12 protein-coding genes are annotated in these 17,243 nt (G+C 37.7%); all 12 read right to left on the reverse strand.

What is annotated here, in order from left to right; translation table 11 throughout:
- Positions 1–32 precede the first annotated feature (32 nt).
- Positions 33–2,324, reverse strand: a complete 2,292-nt coding sequence (locus tag LQ227_RS10390; protein ID WP_230149266.1) for a Tex family protein — start codon at positions 2,322–2,324, stop codon at positions 33–35.
- Positions 2,325–2,446: 122 nt separating this feature from the next.
- Positions 2,447–3,787 carry a DUF4419 domain-containing protein gene (locus LQ227_RS10395; protein ID WP_230149268.1) on the reverse strand — a complete coding sequence of 447 codons (1,341 nt, stop codon included), beginning with the start codon at positions 3,785–3,787 and terminating at the stop codon, positions 2,447–2,449.
- A 98-nt stretch (positions 3,788–3,885) separates the two neighbouring features.
- A complete protein-coding gene (locus tag LQ227_RS10400) occupies positions 3,886–4,263 on the reverse strand; it encodes an iron chaperone (RefSeq protein ID WP_230144313.1) in 378 nt (125 codons plus the stop codon).
- Positions 4,264–4,267: 4 nt separating this feature from the next.
- The gene (locus LQ227_RS10405) at positions 4,268–5,299 is read right to left on the reverse strand and encodes a hypothetical protein (RefSeq protein WP_230144314.1); all 1,032 of its coding nucleotides are present in this window, start codon (positions 5,297–5,299) and stop codon (positions 4,268–4,270) included.
- Between the two features lie 51 nt (positions 5,300–5,350).
- Entirely contained in the window at positions 5,351–5,920 is a 570-nt protein-coding gene (locus LQ227_RS10410) for a pentapeptide repeat-containing protein (protein ID WP_230144315.1), read from the reverse strand.
- A 426-nt stretch (positions 5,921–6,346) separates the two neighbouring features.
- Positions 6,347–7,333 (reverse strand): pyruvate dehydrogenase complex E1 component subunit beta, encoded by a 987-nt coding sequence (locus LQ227_RS10415; RefSeq protein WP_029275017.1) that lies wholly within the window; start codon positions 7,331–7,333, stop codon positions 6,347–6,349.
- 345 nt (positions 7,334–7,678) lie between these two features.
- Positions 7,679–8,236, reverse strand: a complete 558-nt coding sequence (locus LQ227_RS10420; RefSeq protein WP_230144316.1) for a GNAT family N-acetyltransferase — start codon at positions 8,234–8,236, stop codon at positions 7,679–7,681.
- 220 nt (positions 8,237–8,456) lie between these two features.
- On the reverse strand, positions 8,457–11,312 hold the full coding sequence (locus tag LQ227_RS10425) for a PD-(D/E)XK nuclease family protein (RefSeq protein ID WP_230149270.1): 2,856 nt from the start codon (positions 11,310–11,312) through the stop codon (positions 8,457–8,459).
- Between the two features lie 7 nt (positions 11,313–11,319).
- Entirely contained in the window at positions 11,320–14,538 is a 3,219-nt protein-coding gene (locus LQ227_RS10430) for an exodeoxyribonuclease V subunit beta (protein ID WP_230149272.1), read from the reverse strand.
- 76 nt (positions 14,539–14,614) lie between these two features.
- Positions 14,615–15,412 (reverse strand): ThiF family adenylyltransferase, encoded by a 798-nt coding sequence (locus LQ227_RS10435; RefSeq protein WP_230144319.1) that lies wholly within the window; start codon positions 15,410–15,412, stop codon positions 14,615–14,617.
- Positions 15,413–15,423: 11 nt separating this feature from the next.
- Positions 15,424–16,422 (reverse strand): YhcG family protein, encoded by a 999-nt coding sequence (locus LQ227_RS10440; RefSeq protein WP_230144320.1) that lies wholly within the window; start codon positions 16,420–16,422, stop codon positions 15,424–15,426.
- A 136-nt stretch (positions 16,423–16,558) separates the two neighbouring features.
- A complete protein-coding gene (locus LQ227_RS10445) occupies positions 16,559–17,215 on the reverse strand; it encodes a TatD family hydrolase (RefSeq protein ID WP_230144321.1) in 657 nt (218 codons plus the stop codon).
- Between the last annotated feature and the right edge of the window lie 28 nt (positions 17,216–17,243).

Genomic DNA, 17,243 nt, shown 5'->3' on the forward strand with positions numbered 1-17,243 from the left:
TTCGACAGGCTCAGTACGACAATCGATGGAAATTATTTAAACATCCCTTTCAGCTTTGCTAATTTTTCCTGCAGATCGCCATCAGCGTCTTTAGGCTCATTACGTGGCTTGAAATTGGATTTACTGTTATTCTGTTTAAAATCTTGTTTAGGTTTATGCTCCTTAGATTCCCGATTACGGACTTCCGGCTTCGGGCTGGCTTCAGTTTTCATCGATAGTGAAATCCTTTTGCGTGCTGCATCAACTTCCATTACCGTAACTTCTACCTTTTGGTGTACTTTAACCACATCATTTGGGTTAGCCACAAAGCGGTTAGCCAGCTGACTAGTGTGAACCAAGCCGTCCTGATGTACGCCGATATCAACAAAGGCACCGAAATTGGTGATGTTGGTTACAATTCCTGGGAGCTTCATACCCACCCTTAAATCTGAAACCTCGTTTACGCCATCGGTAAAGCTAAAAGCTTCAAAATGTTCACGTGGATCGCGGCCGGGTTTTGCAAGTTCTTTTAAAATATCCGTTAATGTTGGTAAGCCGATTTCTTCGGTTACGTATTGCTGTGGTTTAATCTGTTTTTGTAGTTGCGGATCTTTCATTAAAGCGGAAACGGTAGTGCCAAGATCTTTCGCCATTTTATCTACTACGGCATAACGTTCCGGGTGAACACCGCTCGTATCCAAAACATTTTCTGCATTGCGGATGCGCAAGAAGCCTGCTGCCTGCTCGTAGGCTTTATCGCCCAAACGAGGTACTTTTTTCAAACTTTCACGGTTTTTAAAAGCACCATGCGTATTTCTATAGTCTACAATATTTTGTGCTAAAGTTGGACCCAAGCCAGAAACATAGGCTAAGATCTGCTTTGAGGCCGTGTTTAATTCTACGCCAACAGCATTTACTGCACTGATTACCGTATCATCCAAACTTGCCTGTAATTTATTCTGATCAACATCATGTTGGTATTGACCAACACCGATGGATTTTGGATCGATTTTTACTAATTCTGCCAATGGATCCATTAAACGGCGGCCGATTGAAACCGCTCCACGTACGGTAATATCCTGTGTAGGGAATTCCTCTCTGGCCACTTCTGATGCTGAATAAATAGAAGCGCCACTTTCGTTAACCATTACAATGGTGATGTGCGGTAAATTTAATGCACGAACAAAAGCTTCAGTTTCTCTTCCTGCTGTACCATTACCAATGGCAATGGCTTCAACATTGTGTTTTTCACAGAGCTGTTGGATAGTAAATTCCGCATTTTTCACATTCCCTTGTCCGGTATGCGGATAAATGGCTGTATTCTCTAACAATTGACCTTGTTTATCTAAACAAACCACTTTACAACCGGTACGGAAACCCGGATCGATAGCCAGTACATTTTTTTGCCCCATTGGAGCTGCCAATAACAATTGACGTGCATTTTCCGCAAAAACCCGAATGGCTTCTTCATCCGCTTTCTGTTTGGTAAATACACGAAGTTCGGTTTCCATGGCCGGTTCCAACAAACGTTTGTAGCCATCTTCTAAAGCCTGCTGAACCTGCTTTGAAGCCGCATTATTGCCTAAAATAAACTGGTTCTCTAAAATAGCAATGGCATCTTCTGCTGGTGGAAGGGCATCTAATCTTAAAATCAGTTCCTTCTCACCACGGCGCATAGCCAGAACACGGTGTGATGCAGCTGTTTTAACCGGCTCGCTCCATTCGAAGTAATCTTTATATTTAATGCCTTCTTCTTCTTTTCCTTTGATCACCTCTGATTTAAAAACAGCTTTTTCCTGAAAATAAGTGCGCATTTTGGTCCGCGCCTCCACATTTTCAGAAATCATTTCGGCTATGATGTCCCTTGCGCCAGCTAGAGCTTCGTCAAGTGAATTTACACCCTTCTCAGTATCGATAAATTTATCAGCTGATGCCTCTAAATCAAAAGCATTTTGCTCAAATATCTGCAAAGCCAAAGGTTCTAATCCTTTCTCTTTTGCAACTGATGCCCGGGTTTTACGCTTAGGTTTAAATGGCAGGTAAATGTCTTCTAAAAGTGAAATGGTTTCGGCTTCGTTGATCTTTTTTTCCAGTTCGGGAGTTAATTTGCCAAGTTCGGTCATCGATTTCAATATCGCTTCCCGGCGCTTGTCTAAATCGCGCAACTGCAAAACCCGATCACGGATTGCAGCTACTTCAACCTCATCTAAACTGCCTGTGGCCTCTTTACGGTAACGCGAAATAAAGGGTACAGTTGCACCTTCATCTAACAGATTTATGGTTGCCGTTACTTGTTTTTCTGCAACTTTTAATTCGGCTGCAATTATTTTATGGTGGGTTAACATATCCTAAAGGTAAAAATTAAAGGAAGCAAAGCTAATCAGGATTTGCGGGATTTCAGGATTTTTAAAATGAAGTTTTCCACCGAAATTTGTGAGTAAGTTTTAAAAAATGGTAGATATATTTATCAATGATCGACTGATTTGTCATTTATGATCAGCCAACTGTTTGGAAAAAGTTTTAAAATCCGCTGTGTTTCCACCTCAGTAATTTTCCCATCTAAATTTAAGCTTCTGATCTTGATTTTACTAAGTTCATCGGGGATAACAATATTTTTAGTGAACTTGATCCTAAGTGAACCAATACTTTCCAACTTATATAAGGCTTTCGGAATTTCATTGATATTGCTCATGGAAAGATCATCAGCATGCGTTTTATTGTCGAAAACAGAAGTTTCAGAAGGAGCACTGTTTTTATTGATGATCGCCCAGCTCATTTCTGGTTTCATGGCAAAGTCTTTATTGTTTTGAGAAAGGCCGATAAAGCCAGCCCAGATTTCCATATTGTTTGATGTATGGTGCTCATCATCTTTTAGAATAAATGGAACTTTTACAATTTCAGAAGCCAAACTGTTTACACTCGTAATCGGCTTTAAACCTGTTTTATTTCCTTCTTTGGTGTAAGGGAAAAACTTTACAATCCAACCGTCGATTGTATTTACGGTTCCATATTTCTTTTCGGTATGGTATTTTACCATGTTCATCCAGAAATCCTTATTTACTTTTCCTTTTTTTGCGGCAATAATTTCTTCGAGAATTGGGATGAGCTCATTTGTCCACCACTCTAATTTATACTGAGAGAGATGTTTTGTTTTCTCCAGTAATTTTTTCCAATCGTGGGTTGTGCCTTCTATGGTGATTTTCGGAATTCCACAACCAATAATAATCACCTTAAATTCGAAATAAGATTTTACGGCTTCCATAATCGTAACCTGGCTCACAATTTTTGAAGTTGGTGTAGTTGTAGTAAAATCGGAAGTTAAAATACCAACCAATTTTTTGCCTGTATAATCGTTGATCTGTTCATTAAACTGAGGGAAAATTGATGCCCAATCTGATTGAGGATTGCCAATCTGGATTTTATTTGAAACAATAGTCAAGGTTTTTCTACCCTCAAAGTTTACCATCTGCGACCTGAGTTCTTCTGTATTTTGAGTGATATGCCGGGCAAAACCCTGGCAGATCAATAACCAGAAAATATCGGGAGAAATCACAAACGGCCTGTGATCTATATATGAATTTAAAATGCCCGTTAGGAAAGGGTGCTCACCATAATAAACCAAACTGTCGGGTAGATTTTCAACGTTTCTTTCTACATCGGCTTTCAACACTTTGAGTATTTCCGAAGTAGGAACAACTGGAAGTAGCTTTGCTGGTTTCGAAAGTGTTTCAATTTCTACAACTGTTGCTTTCTGACTAAATGATTTGGTAGAGATAAAGATGACTAGGAGTAAAAGTATTTTTTTCATCTGTTTGGCGTCGGTTTAGTAAGATTTTACTAAACAGATGCTTTTTTGAACTGTTTTCCATAATTATACCTCCATTTTTCCCAGATAGGAAACCAGAACTACTTGGATTTTTTGTTTTTGACCTTCTCTAAATCCCTTTCTGCTTTAAACTTGGTGATTCGGGTAATCAGGTCTAGCGGTAAAGGTTTGTCTAAAGGAAACTGTACAGTTCCTTTGCTCCATTTATACTGGGCAAATTCTTCTTTAAATGCTTCAATTCCTGAACCGGTTGGATAAAAGCCAATGTGTTTGGCATAACCCGCAAAATAAACGAGCACCGTGTTTTGTTTAAAGGCTGGCATGCCATAACTGATTACTTCTTTGGCTTCTGGTACGGTTTTGTATATAGTTTCACGGATTTGCTGTAATAGCTTTTGCGTTTCTATTGGGAAATTAGCAATGTATTGATCAATGTTTTCTGGTTTGGGCTGTTCCATAAATTTAGATTTTATTTAAGGATACTTTGTAAATCTTATCTTTTTGTTTGCTCATCCAAGTGCCCTCGATCTGGTTGTTTTTAAATTCAGCTTTGATAAAGCCAACATCTTTATAATCTCTGTTCTTTTCCGATAGCGACAATGTTGTGTCGTTTAATTGTCCGGTCAAGAATATACCATCGCCATACCTTAGATATACATATTCGGCACTGATCTCATTTTTATAGCCCTTATTTATAACCATTAATACATTTTTTCCTGCAATTTTTCCTGTATACAATTGCGGTAAGGATTTTGAATGAAATTCTTTTATAGGTTGATTGTTAAGATTAAAAATAGATTTCCCATACGGATTTAAAAATTTCTTGAATTCTGCATTTTTAAATGCACAAACTGTTTCGATTCCCGAGAATTTTAAGTTTTTATGAAAACTGTTATCGCCATCAATGTATAGGTTGCCATTTTTGATGTAAAAATCATTTAAATCGTCATCGCCATAATAACTTTCGATTTCTTTAAAATCTGCCTGCTCTGCTTTATCGAGCTTTTTTATTTCTTCTCTGAGTCGTTTGATTCTTTTCTCTGCAATTTTTTTATAGAATTCTCGATACCCGGCTTCGGTAAACATGTCCTTTAATTGAAGGAGTTCGCCATTTTGGGCATTGAAATTATAATAACGGACCCAATAATGACAGGTCATGCCACAACTGGCCTGATTAAATTTAATGGAGAGCAATTTACTGCTATTGGTTTGAATAGCATATGAAATGGAGACTTTACCACCATAAAGACCATTGTTGTTAGTGCTGATTTTTTTGAAAATATTTTGACCTGACGATTTTCTTAAAATCTCCAATTCAGAAATTTGCAATAACTGATTGATCTTTTTTGAAGCCGAAGAACCATTACGGCCAGAAACAATTGGAAATGAAAAGCCATTATTGTTTTTTATGTTCTTAACAGAAAAATATCCGCTATGGGCATAGGTTGAGATGCCAGATAGGAATAAACAGAGAAAATAAGCTAATGGTCTCATTTTGTAATATAGATAGACTAATATAGTAAATTACAGACCTTTTATATATCATTATTTAATATCTATATCATATTTGTGCAATAGCCCTGCAAGTCCGGATTGTGAAAATTTCGCCTTTTTGACCTTGTTTTTTTCCGGATCTATAGAGTAATTATAAGCTGTTCTAAAATCTGCTTTTTCGAGAATGCTCCTGTCGAAAGTTGCGTTTAATAAATCACAATTATCGAAGGTTGAATTGGCTAGATCACTTTCCGAAAAATCAACCTCATGCAATTGCGAATTTTTGAAATCTGTTTTCTTCAGTTTTAATTTATAGAAAGAAGAATGATCGAGTTTGCAGTTGTTAAAACCAAATGCCAGCCCAAAATCATTGCAGTTTTCGAATCTTAATCCAAGCATTTTACAGTCTTGAAAGTTTACATCAATAAATGAGGTTTTGGTAAGGCTTGCCAGACTTAAGTTACAGGAGATAAATTCGCAATCTAAAAGCTTAACGCCGCTTAAATCTGAACTGGAGAAATCACAATTGATGAATTTACAGTTTTCGTATTCTGCTTTTGGGAGTGCCCGTGAGGTAAAATCGGCTTTTTCGAAGGTTTGATCGGCTATGTATTCGGACATGGAAGGAGTTTCTTTGTGCAACGAATATAAAAATTATCACGCATTTTTTTTGCTTTGAGCAGGAAACTGAATTGTGTTTCTTATACAGGCCATGGTTCACTAAACCTGACAGAAATGGAAATACTTTTTGGTGTGCCCTACAGGAAAGATTGCTTCATCGTCCCCCCTCGCAACGACGATAAATGGAGTAGGTAACCGGCCAAAAAGATTGCAATGAATGGCAGGACTGATGAAACCGAAGGATTACTGAAGTTGATTTTCAAATCTTTATTAATACAACTACCTCTGGAAGGTATAGCAGAATGTTACTAATACACCCCGTCCTGCGGACACCCCTCTGAAAGAGGGGAATAAAAAAATCCCCCAAATTTCTTTGGAGGATTTATATGTTTTGGTCTTCGACTAAGCTCAGACTACAATTTGTAATTACTTTTTAACGTACATTACTTCTTTTACTGCTTTAACCACACGCTCAGCATTTGGTAAGCTTGCTGCGATTAAAGTTGGTGAATATGGAAGTGGAACGTCGGCACAGGTGATACGTAAAACCGGTGCATCTAAATAATCGAATGCATGTTTTTGTACCATGAAAGCAATCTCTCCAGAAAGAGATGCCAAAGGCCATGCCTCTTCTACAACAACCAAACGGTTTGTTTTCTTAACAGAAGCGATAATGGTATCATAATCAATAGGACGTACGGTACGTAAATCGATCACTTCAACATTGATTCCTTCTTTAGTTAATTCTTCTACAGCTGGGTTTACAACGCGAGTTAACATTTTACCAAAGGTTACGATAGTAACATCGGTACCTTGTTTGGTTACGTTTGCTTTTCCTAATTCGATATAGTACTCTTCTGCAGGAACATCGCCCTTATCGCCGTACATTACTTCAGATTCCATGAAAATAACCGGATCCTGATCTATAATTGATTGCTTTAATAATCCTTTTGCATCGTAAGGAGTAGCTGGAACTACCACTTTTAATCCTGGTGTATTTGCAAACCAGTTTTCGAAGTTTTGAGAGTGTTGTGCCCCTAATTGACCTGCGTTACCTGTTGGGCCACGAAAAACCATAGGGCATGAGAACTGACCACCGCTCATTGATAAAATTTTAGCAGCACCATTGATAATCTGATCGATAGCTACTAATGAGAAGTTAAAAGTCATAAATTCCACAATTGGAATAAGGCCTGCTGTTGCTGCACCAGTTGCAATACCTGCGAAACCTAGTTCGGCAATCGGGGTATCGATAATGCGTTTCGCACCAAATTCGTCAAGCATACCCTGACTTACTTTGTACGCACCGTTATATTCTGCTACTTCTTCACCTAATAAAAAAACGCGGTCATCTTTACGCATTTCTTCGCTCATGGCTTCGCGTAGTGCTTCTCTAAATTGGATTTCTCTCATTGTAAATTTTAATAACGGTGGCAAATATAATTATTAATCGCTTTGAAACCAAAGGCTAAAATGCCTATGTTTTGTAATAATTATGGGTAATCTGCCTAATTATTCAGGCTCTTTGAGGCTGTATTTTTTGTTTATCTGTTAAAAGAAGAAATAATATTGGGCAATTGTGTTTTTGATTAGCTTATTGTATTAAAGCATGTGCTTTTTCCGAAATATCTTCTTCAAAATAAATAATATTGCTGCTATTGTATAAATAGAAGGCTGGCGCACAATAGATCTCTCCGCTCCGCCATGCTCTGGTCGAGATGATGCCCCTTTTTATTAAAAGCCCATTTTTACCATGATTTAATGATTTGGATTTAGCAATCCATAAATTTCGCTATCCAGAAACTGGCCCCTAAAATAATAATCTTGTTTAAAATGTGCTTCTTTTACAAATCCGTGTTTAATCAGCATTTGCCTTGAGGCATCGTTTTCGACATTAATATTAGCGCTGATGGTGTGTAGATTAACCTGTTCAAAGCCAAATGCAATTGATCTCTTTAATGCTTCCGAAATAATTCCTTTTCTCCAATAATCGGGATGGAGCATGTAGCCAATTTCAGCCCTGTGGTTAGCAAAATCAGTGCGCCAATAACCTACGGATCCGATCATTTGTTCAGGGTTTTCTTTTAAGGCGATTACCCAAGCCAGGTTGTCGCCATTTTCGTAACCATTTCTAAAACGTGAGATAAAATCTTTGATTTCGAAAATATCTTTGGGCCTTTCTCTGTCAATATATTTCATGACCGTTTCATTGGTACGCATGGCAAAAAGTGCTTCGGCATCAGCAAGATCGTGTTCACGGAGAATTAAACGTTCAGTTTCGAGTATGGGGAATTTTGTGAAATTTAAGGCTAGCATTTTTAAATTTAAGAGATTAACCGCAAAGCACGCAAAGTTTTTTGCAAAGAACACAAAGTTTTGTTTTACCACAGAGCACACGGAAATTTTCACGGAGGACACGAAGTTGATATTTTTCAATCCAGCTCTGGGTACTCTGCGGCTTACTTTGTGTGCTCTGTGGTTATTTTACTAAGCACTTGCGCTCTTTGCGATTGACTTTATTTCTTTGCGATTGAAACTACTTTCCAAACAAGGTTTTATAAATAGAATATTTGTAATTATCCTCAATGGCACTGGCAACGAAATAAGGTGCTTCGAAAAGTTCGGTTAATTTTTTTCTTAACTCAGCAAGAAATTCCGGTTTAATTTCTTCCAAATAAGCTCCAGATAGGTTTTGCCTGCCTGATTTAAACCAAACGCCATCTACACTCATGGTTTTTACTACATAAAGATTGGGTTCTACAAAAGTTCTGCCCGAGAATTGTTCATAAACATAGGTGTACAATAAAGTTTGGATTAAAGCTTTGTTGATATTTTTGCCATCAGAATTGAATAATTCAGGGATGTCTTTAAAGGTTAACTCATCACTTCCTGTTTTGTAATCAATAATTTTAGTTACCCCATCTTTTACATCAACACGGTCTATAAAACCAAATATTTTAACGCTGGCTTCTCTTCCTTTAAGCGGGAAACTGATTTCGGCTTCTACTTTTTGCTCTAGGCTAATGATTGTAAATGGCGTTTGGGCTTCATCCTGATTTAAAATGATGTTTACATAGGCATCAACAATCGATAAAATTACCTTTTGCATACCCTTATATTCCATCACTGTATCAGGATTTTTAAACATCACGGCATTAAAACCTTTTTGTATCAAAGAGGGAATCTGTTTCCGTTTCTCTTTAATCCGCTCTGCAGTAATTTCAGCCGACCTTAAATCCTCGTAAAAATACTCCATCACTTTGTGTAAAATCGAACCTATTTCGTTGGCTTCTACCACTGCACTGATCTCTTTAGGCTCTTTAATGCCTGCAATGTAATTGAAAAAGAAATCTATCGGGTTGGAGATATACTGGGTAAGTGCCGATGGAGAAAGTATCTTCTTTTTATCGAGGTATTTCTGAAGTGTTTCCTGGATAAAAGCATTATTGGTTTTCTCGATCTTTACTTCCTTAAAAGGCTCGGTTTTTACCTCCAGATTAAGCTCATTATAGGTAAAGTCGAAACCGCTTTCGTACTCAAGCTGCTTTAAGATTCTGCTGGCTTCGCCTGAAGTAGACTCGTCGGTTAAGCTATTATAGACAAAATTGATATTCTTTGCTCTTTGTAATAGACGGTATATCATATAAGAGGAAATGGCATCGAGATTTTCAAGAACCGGAAGGCCGTAAACACGACGTATAGAATCGGGAATAAAACTATTACCGATGGATGATTTTGGAATAATACCTTCATTAAAACCTAAAATCACCACTTTATCGAAATTTAAGTTTCGCGTTTCGAGTAATCCCATTACTTGTATCCCATTCAGTGGATCGCCTGAAAGCGGTACGGCAATGGCCTGCAGCGATTTTTGAACGAGGTAAATTACAAAAGGGATTTCCTCTTTACCGATGTGGTTGCTAAAAGTATCGTGCAGCCTATTTAATTCCTGAATGGTTTTTACAAACAGTTCTGCATCGATTTTTTTTAATGTTTTCGCATTCGATAATCTTGTTAACACATAATCCAATACATCGAGTAAATTGGTTACTACATGCTGCAGATCGTCGATTTTTTTATAAAAAGTTTCAAACAGCCCACTTTGGCGTAATAACCTTTTATGATCGATCTCCACTTGGTTTTCTTCCAACAATGCGGTTAAAATTTTATCGCGCATTTTTTGGGTAAGGCCTGTTAAGGGATGGGTTAAAAAAGCTTCTACATTTTTGTAGCTTACTTTATTCCGCTGTAAAATCTCCAACTGACTTCCCAACCATAAATCAACCAAGCCAAAAATGCTTGAGGTTGACAGCGCAAAACCCATCGTTACATTAAGATCGATTTCTTTTCCGTTAAATGTGGTCGGAATCGTCTGTAAAGTTGGGATCAAGAGACTCTCATCTGCTAAAACCACCACTGTTTTGCCAATAGTTTCAGTAGCTGTATAATCTTCTTCTAAAATATTATTTAGGATTTTGGCCTGTGCAGATTGTCCCTGAACTTTGAAAACCTTCACATGGTGTTCTGCAGATTTCATTAAACTTTCATGGTCGGCAAATACATTTTTTAAACCCAGTTGGTTCATGTTTTTGCGTAAAAACAAACCTGCTTCCTGCGATATATCATCTAAATAATAAGTATCAGCATCAAAATAAAACAATGATTTTTCGGCTTCTTGTAGCTGGGTAAATATTTTAGCTTCGGCGCTACTCAAAGCATTAAAACCTACAAAAATGATCTTGCCCTTATCAAAATTTGAAATAAACTGCTGGAGATCGGTAATGTTATCGGCCAGGTGGCGATAAACAGAGCCATTGGTTAAATATCCCTGTTCTTTAAGCGTTGAGTGGAATTTATGGTAAAGCTTGGGCATCCTGCGCCACATCCTGATGAACAGTTCCTGTTGTTTTTTGTGTTTTCCTTCAGAATAGGAAGTCCAGAACTGGGCCAGGAACTCATATTGCTCAGGGCTTAAATAATCGAAATCTTTATTGATGACTGAAATATCTTCCAGATCGCGGTATAGTTTCTCAGCATCAACAAGATCGGCATCAATCTGATTAAAATCGCTTAAGATGATCTTGGCCAATGGAAAAAACTTATGGCTCGAAATGCTTTCCAGTTGCTCTTCTGCAAGCAGTTGATTATAAATACGGTGTAAAGTAAAAAACTGGAGGTAAAAATCGGCTATTTTATAGCTGGTAGAACTGGAGAAAAATTCTTGTATGGTAAAAAATGAGGGACTGAAAAAAGGCTTGCCAATAATATCGGCAAAGTGTTTCTGTAAATAGGCTGATGGCCGTTTGTTGTTAAAAACAATGGCACAGTTTTCAAGCTGATTTCCAAACCTGGTAACTAAATCTTCGGCAACTTCCTGTAAAAATGGTTTCATCTGCATATTATACTAATTTCAACTTGCCTTTAACCGCGTAAAAAAGATAGGTTCTGATATTTTGATAACCCATTTCAGTAAGCAATATTCTGTAAATGTTTACCTGCTCGATGTGTTTGTCGCTTTCTTCCAAGGTAAATTTATAATCCAGAATAATTACCTCATCTGCATTGATCAAAACCCGATCGGGGCGATGAAGCTTACCATGGGCATCAATAATATTTTTTTCTACGATACTTTCGCTCGCTTTATCCAAAATGGCCTTAAGTTCGGGATTGTTTAATACTTCAAGTGCCGAATCGATTAATTTCTGCTTTTCTTCTTCCTTGATAATGCCTTGCAAAACCAGATTGCTTGTATAATCATTTACCTCTTTTGAAGTACTTGCACTGGCCAGGATATCATGTAACAACGAACCTTTTCTTCCTGATTTTTCAATATTGACCAAATGCTTTAAATGTTTGTCTTCTGAAGGGATGTATAGCGCTGATAATCGGGTTGTGGTTGGATAACTATTTAAATTGATAAAATTCGAATCCTCTGATTTACTTTCGATCGAGACATTATCTACGATTTCGTATACCCCGTTTTCATCAAATTGCTCATCAAAAGTAAAATTGATCACATCACCCATATTGGATAATTTTAGCTCTTTTTTTGCCATCGTGGCGATGTACAAATAATCTTTTGAACGTGTGGTAGCCACATAAAGCATATTCAACGCATCCATATTATTATAAAGTAACTCCTCATAATATGCTTTCGCGATTGCCGAATCGGCCAGGGCTTCATTGTATTTTAATGGAATGCCCTTAAGTTCCTTGTAAACCGTTTCTTCAGAAGAGACCCAAAAAGTGCCATTCGGTTTACCTTTAATTTCCCAATTACAAAAAGGAACGAAAACAGCCCTAAAGGCCAGCCCTTTAGATTTATGTATGGTGATGATCTGTATGGCATCTGCGCCTTCTGGTGAGGGTAGTGATTTTTTGATACCGTCTTCTTCCCACCAGGTTAAAAAGGAAATAATACCTTTTTCGCCAAGCTTACCGGCAGAAGCGGTGAGATCTCTAAAAGCCAACAAGTAGGGTAAATTGGCGGTCAGGTTTTTTAGCCCATAGCTTTCAATTAAGATTTCAACCAGCTCAGGCAGGGGAAGCTGTAACCAGCTTTGCCAGTTCTCGCACAATGCTACAGGTAAAACTTCCGTGAGTGTGTTTAAAGGCTTGTTGTTAAGGTTTAAATAATAATTGGCGTTGATCTCTTTCTCGTGCAAGGAATGATACAGTGCTATACAATTGGCTTTATATAATGCTGTTTGCGATTCTAAGCCGATGAGCACTTTCAAAGTGTTGATGATGAGCTGTATAGCCGAGTTGTTCGAAATTAATAAAGCATCGCCCGATAAAACCGGTAAGTTGTGCCCCATTAATTTTTTAACCGTCAGTAAGGCTTCACTATTCGAACGAACCAAAATGGCAATATCCTTTAGGGCATACTGCTGCTGGTTTTTGAGATGATTTATTTCTTCAACAATATCGTCTAAAGCAATGTCCCTGAAAATGGTTTCGGTAAAACGCGCTTCATTAGGTGCATGATCTTTGCCAAACTTTTTAATTTTGATGGTTCCGCCTTTTAAGGTATTGGTGGCAAAGTTCTGGGTTGAGCCACTATAAATATCGGTAATAATCTGCTGGTATTGCTGTTCTTGCCACCATTTAGAGATGCTTTCAGGCTTGCTTGCCAGGTTTTCGTTCAGTTCGTTCTGCAGCGTTAAAGGGATAGCTTTGTAAAGGAAATTGTTAAAAGTGATGATGTTCTCGGCACTTCTATAATTTTCTTCCAAACTTTCCTCCAATACATTCTCTGCGCCAACGTCCAGCTTGGCATGTTTATGCAGGATGTTCCAGTCGCCATTGCGCCAGCGGTAAATAGATTGTTTGGTATCGCCAACAATCAGGTGATCGATCAGATCCTTACTAGGCGTGGCCATCGCATTTGTTAAGAGCGATTTAAAACTTCCCCATTGGCTGGTAGAGGTATCCTGAAATTCGTCGAATAAAAAATTACGGTAGCGGTTGCCAACTTTTTCCCAGATAAAAGAAGGGTTATCGCCTGCATCTTCGGTAATTCCGGAGATCAGTTTTTGTGCATCGCTAATGAGCAGATTGTCATTTTCAGCCCGGTACGCTTTCAATAGTACGGCAATTTCCTGCATCAACCTTAAATAGTAAAGATTTTTATTAAAAGCGATGGCCAGGCTATAATTTGGTAAATGTGCTAAATAATGCATTTTTAATTTCTGGAGGATCGGATTTACCGTATCGTAAGCCTCTGGAAAATTTGCATTTTTTTGAAACCACTCTTCAGGTTCATCGATTAAATTGAATAGTGGTTCTATCTTAGAAAAATCGCCTCTTGCTACCAGGATAATTTTAGCCAGCGGACTACGCGATTTCCCTTTGAGGTGCTCGGTTTCTACACCGATTACATTCAGGGCTTCATTCGCTTCGGTTGCCAGAGAAACCAGTTCCTCTTCAAAGTTCTTGATTTCTGTTTTGGTAACAGCTATGTATTTTTTAAATAATTCGTCGACGTTTTCTAAACCAAGGGTGCTTACCGCATCTTCAAAAATCTGGAAACGTTCAGAAAATATTTCTCCAATTAAATTATAAAGTTCGAATTTATAGTTCCAGCTTTTATTGTCGCTAATGCGTTCGATTGCCAGATCGATAATCCATTGTAAAAGTTGTTTATTATGGTCTAAAGCTTCGTCTAGTTTGTTTACGAGGTCATCTTTAACCTTGTCATAATTCATTTCTAAATTATAATCGGCATTTAGTCCCAGCTCGAAAGCAAACCCACGGATTACTTTTTGCACAAAGCCATCAATCGTACTTACCGAAAAGCGGCTGTAATCGTGCAAAATTTTCCGGTAAATCTTATCTGCTTTGAACTGTAATTCCTGGGGACTTAATATCGGATAGGCGAGTAAAATGAGTTTCCGATAGTCTTCGATTTTTTTCGATGGATTGCCCTTTGCCAATCCTAGCAATACCTCCAGAATCCTGGTTTTCATTTCTTCGGTCGCCTTGTTGGTAAAGGTGACCGCTAAAATTTCACGATACTTATTGTCTCCACTAAAAAGCAGCGTAAGGTAATGTGCGGTAAGACTGAATGTTTTACCAGAACCTGCGGAGGCCTGAAGAATTTTGAGGGGTTGGGGCATAATATGATTTCTCTCGAATTTTAAACTTACAACAATTTAAAATTTTCTCGAAATCATGATATCAACAATTCTACCTCTATTTGGATTTTTTACTTTTCCTTTTATTCAATGTCTTATGGCTGATCCTTGCAGGGCGTTCTGCCATTTCGATTGGCAGGCCAAGCAGATCGCGGATTACAACCGAGGCGCAGGCACCGCCAAATGCTGCAGGTAGGTAAGAAACTGTACCATAAGCGGAGCGCTTGAAATTACTCCCATCAGTCATGATCATCGAGTTTTTATCCATTTCCTCTGTTGAGAAAACAGCCTTTATTTTGCTTGCATTTGCAAGCTTGTTCAATCTTTTACGCACATAACTGGCAAAAACGCATTGATAAGTATCTGGAAGCAATGTAATCCTTATTCTGGTAGGGTCCATTTTGCCGCCAGCACCCATTGAGCTAACAATAGGAATGTTCTTTTCTAATGCAGTTCCCAATAAAGTGATTTTTGGCATTACACTGTCGATACAATCCATAATGTAATCAAAGCCAGATTCTAAAATTTCCCTGCATTTCTCCGGACTAAGAAAAGTATTTACCACATGAAGTTTTAGTTCAGGATTAATGGCCAATAAACGCTCTTGCATTATTTCGGCTTTGCTCACACCATGATTGGTCGCCAAAGCAGGCAACTGCCTGTTCCGATTGGTCGGATCAACCACATCACCATCAACAATGGTCATTTCGCCAACACCCGAACGGCATATAAATTCGGCAGCAAAAGAGCCTACACCGCCCAAACCGATAACCAAAACGTGTTTCGATTGGAGTTTATTTATACCATCATTCCCAACAAGGAGGGCAGAGCGCGAAAGCCAGCTAACATCAGACATATTACGTTTAATTAACTTCTTAGTTTTTCAATTTCTTTTTTCATCTCAGCCATTAATTGCTGCTCTGTCGGCAGGTAGAGATGGTATTTACTTGCTATAATTGTTTTATTATTTTCGGGCAAAGATATTTTTACTACAGCATCGTTTTTATCGGTGCATAGTAAAATACCAATGGTTGGGTTTTCGAAATTTTGTTTTTCAAAACGATCGTAGTAGTTTACATACATCTGCAACTGTCCCATATCTTGGTGACTAAGTTTAGTTGTTTTAATTTCTATTATTACAAAGCATTGTAATAACCGATTGTAAAAAACGAGGTCTATAAAAAAGTCATCACCATCAATATGTATCCGTTTCTGCCTTGCGACAAAAGAGAAACCGTTACCGATTTCTAATAAAAAATCTTGAAGGTGGGTAATGATTGCCGTTTCTAAATCCTTTTCATAATATGCTGCTTCCCTTTTTAAGCCCAAAAATTCTAATATCATTGGGTCTTTAATAATCTGTGTTGGTTCTGTCGGATGTTTTTCTGCTTTGGCTATAGCTAAAACAGATTCAACATCGTTGCTTAACAATAGGCGTTCAAATAGTTGGCTATTTACTTGCCGCTCTAACTGTCTTGCTGACCAATTATTTTTTTCAGTCTCGGCAATGTAGAAGTCTTTTTTATCTTGATTATCAATGCTCATCAAGATTTTGTAATGTGTCCAACTGAATTGCGTCCGCAGTGCAGACGCAATTGGAAAAGCACGATAAAATTGCCTATTTCGCTCTAATTGGCGAATCGAAAATCCTGTCCCTAATTTTGGTTGAAATTCATTGGATATAGATTTAATAAGGTATTCCCCATAATCAGCCCTATCTTTGCCTTTTTGTTCTTCTTCAAAAATAACTTTACCAATTTGCCAATACATAAGCATTCTTTCAGTCTCAACAGAACGTATTGCACGTTCTTTTGCAGAGGCTATGATAGATTGTATTTGCGTTAAAAGCTCTTTTTTTAATTGCATCTAGTTTAGAGAAATTATAGTGGTCTTTTTGTTACTAAAAACTTAAGCATGAAACCAACAAATATAATATTTTTAGAGTTGAGATATTTAAGCTGATTTACTAAAAATATTAGTTTTTCGGCCAGCTTGTTAAAATTTAGATTAAAATCAATTTATTCCAGTCTCCAAAAATACGAGCTTTAAGCTCATCAATGCTACATTTTTTTAAAATGGCTGCGGCCTGGTAAATTTCTTCAATTGAGCTATCCGAATCATCAGTTTCCAGGAAAAATTGATCGGTACTTTGAATCAGCTTAGCTGCGCCCGAATTTTCTTTTAAAGCAGCTATTCCAAAGGAAAGAAGGAAACCTTTATCCAGTAGCTGTTGGCCGAGCTGCTCATTTTTATTAAAACCATGGATAATCATCGGTACTGTAACTTTTAATCGTTCTTTAATTGCAATTAATTCTGAAAAGCATTTAACACAATGTACAATCAATGGTTTATTAATTTTTTCTGCCAATTCAATTTGTTTTTCTAAGATTATGGTCTGATTTTCAAGGTTTTCGCCCCTCAACCGATCTAAACCACACTCTCCAATCTGTTTCACATTTGTTTGATTGGCCACAACGCTTAGATATTTCATCTGTAGTTCGAGGTGATCAATTTTAGCAAACCAGGGATGCAGACCAACAGAAATTGGCTTGGTTTTAGGCATTGCTAAAAAGATATCGCTGGTTAACGACAAACTTTGAACGCTGGTTACCCCAGGTTGGGTGGCAACTTTATGGGTATGTATGTCTAAAAAATCCATTGGAAAACAAAGATATGTAAAATGAAGA

The sequence above is a fragment of the Pedobacter sp. Bi27 genome, from assembly GCF_918698255.1.
In the GTDB taxonomy this organism is placed as follows: Bacteria; Bacteroidota; Bacteroidia; order Sphingobacteriales; family Sphingobacteriaceae; genus Pedobacter.

Excerpts from the sequence above, each read along its gene's own strand:
- LQ227_RS10390 (WP_230149266.1), bottom strand. The coding sequence starts at position 2,324 with ATGTTAACCCACCATAAAATAATTGCAGCCGAATTAAAAGTTGCAGAA.
- LQ227_RS10395 (WP_230149268.1), bottom strand. The coding sequence starts at position 3,787 with ATGAAAAAAATACTTTTACTCCTAGTCATCTTTATCTCTACCAAATCA.
- LQ227_RS10400 (WP_230144313.1), bottom strand. The coding sequence starts at position 4,263 with ATGGAACAGCCCAAACCAGAAAACATTGATCAATACATTGCTAATTTC.
- LQ227_RS10405 (WP_230144314.1), bottom strand. The coding sequence starts at position 5,299 with ATGAGACCATTAGCTTATTTTCTCTGTTTATTCCTATCTGGCATCTCA.
- LQ227_RS10410 (WP_230144315.1), bottom strand. The coding sequence starts at position 5,920 with ATGTCCGAATACATAGCCGATCAAACCTTCGAAAAAGCCGATTTTACC.
- LQ227_RS10415 (WP_029275017.1), bottom strand. The coding sequence starts at position 7,333 with ATGAGAGAAATCCAATTTAGAGAAGCACTACGCGAAGCCATGAGCGAA.
- LQ227_RS10420 (WP_230144316.1), bottom strand. The coding sequence starts at position 8,236 with ATGCTAGCCTTAAATTTCACAAAATTCCCCATACTCGAAACTGAACGT.
- LQ227_RS10425 (WP_230149270.1), bottom strand. The coding sequence starts at position 11,312 with ATGAAACCATTTTTACAGGAAGTTGCCGAAGATTTAGTTACCAGGTTT.
- LQ227_RS10430 (WP_230149272.1), bottom strand. The coding sequence starts at position 14,538 with ATGCCCCAACCCCTCAAAATTCTTCAGGCCTCCGCAGGTTCTGGTAAA.
- LQ227_RS10435 (WP_230144319.1), bottom strand. The coding sequence starts at position 15,412 with ATGTCTGATGTTAGCTGGCTTTCGCGCTCTGCCCTCCTTGTTGGGAAT.
- LQ227_RS10440 (WP_230144320.1), bottom strand. The coding sequence starts at position 16,422 with ATGCAATTAAAAAAAGAGCTTTTAACGCAAATACAATCTATCATAGCC.
- LQ227_RS10445 (WP_230144321.1), bottom strand. The coding sequence starts at position 17,215 with ATGGATTTTTTAGACATACATACCCATAAAGTTGCCACCCAACCTGGG.